Raw genomic sequence first — 2,392 nt, 5'->3', positions numbered from 1 at the left:
TGTGTTTTGCAAGTGAAAAGTACACAACATTGCAATGAAAATATACATAAGCTTGCCAGCCAATTTTATTCAGTTATTTCTTGATAATGCATGTGTGATTCTGAAGCTATCACCAGTAAAATTTAATATGTGCGCGTGATGGATGACACGGTCAACCAATGCTGCTGTTAACCTAGAGTCTCCGAATATACGATTCCACTGACTGAATTCTAAATTAGATGTGATAATAAGGCTTTTCTGTTCATACCAGTCAGAAATAAGTTGGAAAAAGAGTTCTGCACCTTCTGTGTTAAATGGAACATAGCCCATTTCATCCAACACGATAAGATCAGCATTTCTAAATTTACCTTTAAATAATGTAAGTTTGTCTTCCTTCCAAGCTTTCTCCAAGTTAGCTACTAAATCAGATACTCTATAAAACCTAACCTCCTTACCCATCTCGCACGCCTTATAGCCTACGGCTGTTGCCAAATGTGTTTTTCCGGTGCCGGGTGATCCAGTTAAAATCAAGTTTTCCTTTGCCTGAATAAAGTTCAATTTTTCTAACTCTTTTACATCGATTTGAGACGGCAAGTGAATCTTATCATGCCACTGAAAAGTGGATAACGACTTTTTCTGAAGGAATTGAGCCTTCTTAATTAAGCGCTCTATTTTAGCGGATTCCCGCAGTTCTAATTCCTTAGTTAATAAAGACTTCAAGTACTGTTCTGGATTCTCAAATGGAATATCCTTATAGATATCAGCTGTATGTGCAAGGCGAAGTGATTTGCATATTTCTTTTAATTCATTCATTGTGCTTCACCTGCCATGTTAGTAAACTTTTGAAGTAAATCATATTTTGCCCAATCAATGTCATAGGGATGGTCTTTCGGTTCTTGAAGCTCCATAGATTGCTTCGCTACCAGTTCATAAAAATGTTCGTTAATTTCGCTCATCTCGTGCGTACTAAGTAATGAAAGCAGCCACTTCATTCGTTCTTTCCTGATATCGTGATTAGTCACCTTAATATATTCAGCGATGCGCCCTGGCAAATAGGCAGCATGGCGGGAATAATCTACTACTCTCGGTTTCGTTAGCCAGCTTTTCAGGATAGAATCCCAAGGTATCTTTCGCCCCCTCTGCATATATGGCCGAAAGTCTTCCAGGAGTATTTCTCCGTGCGGAGAAATCACTTTAAAGCTATCCCAGTATGTTATAAGCGTTAACTGTGAATAATTGTATCCTTGAGGAACATAAACTTTTACCTTATCGATAACTATCTCCCCATATTTGTTTGCTTGTGCCTTCTTTTCTTTAAAAACAGGATAGTCCTCTTCTGGAAAGGCCAACAGATATTGATTTTCTTCTTCCACAAGTTCATGGATAGTACAATGCTTCTCATAATGGAGACGATCTCGGTCCGCAATCAAATGCTTCTCCAACAACTCTGTCAAATGTTGTAAGTCCTTAATTACTGGGGCTGGAGTAATAAAGTTATACCTAATATATCCGACTTTATTTTCCACATTACCTTTTTCATGACCGGAATAAGGATTACAGGCTTGTGGTTCAAATCCATAGAAGTTCGCAAATTGCATAAACTCATTTGTGAATTCTGTTTCATTACCTCGTCCTCTCGGCTTCACCACAGCTGTTTTCATATTGTCAATCCGTATTTTTCTTGGCACCCCACCAAGCTGCTTGAACATTTTCTTCATGCCATAGAAAAGACATTCCTGATTCTCCCCCGGAAGTGGTACAGCATACGCATCATTACTAAATGGAAGTGTCATTACAAGACAATGGACATCTATGTACTTACCTTCCTTCACTGCTTCCATAAGACCAAAGTCAAGTTGTGCCTCAGCAGGAGGGTGGATAAGACGCTCATAGTTTTTATCAAACTTTTCTTCCTCTGAATTGTCTCTTCCTTCCCGCCATTCTTGAATGAAATTACATACTGTTCGATAAGAACCAGGGAATCCCATTTCTTGTAAACTAGAAAACAATTGATTGTTTTTTCTTCTAGACTTCTTTTTTAACTTCTGATCTTCCAAAAGCCAGTCTATAACAATCTGCCCCCATTTTTCTTCATACATCATTCCCTTTTTTACTGTAGTTTTTTCATTAGGTATTTGTTCATGATCTGCATATTTTTTAGCAGTTCTCCAATTGATATTATGGATCCTCGCTATCTCATTAACAGATAATGATTTATCATTTCTTAAAACTTTGATAGAATTGATTTCAGGCATTGTCAGCATCCCTTTCAACCTCCACTGTTTTGATTCGGCATCATTAACAGTAGGATAAGATTTGGAGGCTGGCAAGCCTTTTTATTTTCTTTGAAATTCAATGCAGCGTTATGTACTTTTACGCTGCATTATTATGTACATTTATTTTGCCATAAACA

General features: G+C 37.5%; 2 protein-coding genes. Both read right to left on the bottom strand.

The genetic code is table 11. From position 1 onward, the window contains the following. Positions 1 to 69: 69 nt before the first annotated feature. The gene (gene istB / locus ACFSBH_RS12390) at positions 70 to 792 is read right to left on the bottom strand and encodes an IS21-like element helper ATPase IstB (RefSeq protein WP_379597788.1); all 723 of its coding nucleotides are present in this window, start codon (positions 790 to 792) and stop codon (positions 70 to 72) included. Then, positions 789 to 2,243, bottom strand: coding sequence for an IS21 family transposase (gene istA / locus ACFSBH_RS12385; RefSeq protein WP_379597786.1), 1,455 nt, complete (start codon positions 2,241 to 2,243; stop codon positions 789 to 791). Before istA ends, istB begins: the two co-directional genes overlap by 4 nt. Positions 2,244 to 2,392 lie beyond the last annotated feature (149 nt).

The organism is Oceanobacillus luteolus, from assembly GCF_042678205.1.
Lineage (GTDB): Bacteria > Bacillota > Bacilli > Bacillales > Amphibacillaceae > Oceanobacillus > Oceanobacillus luteolus.
This window is presented reverse-complemented; position numbering and strand designations above follow the sequence as displayed.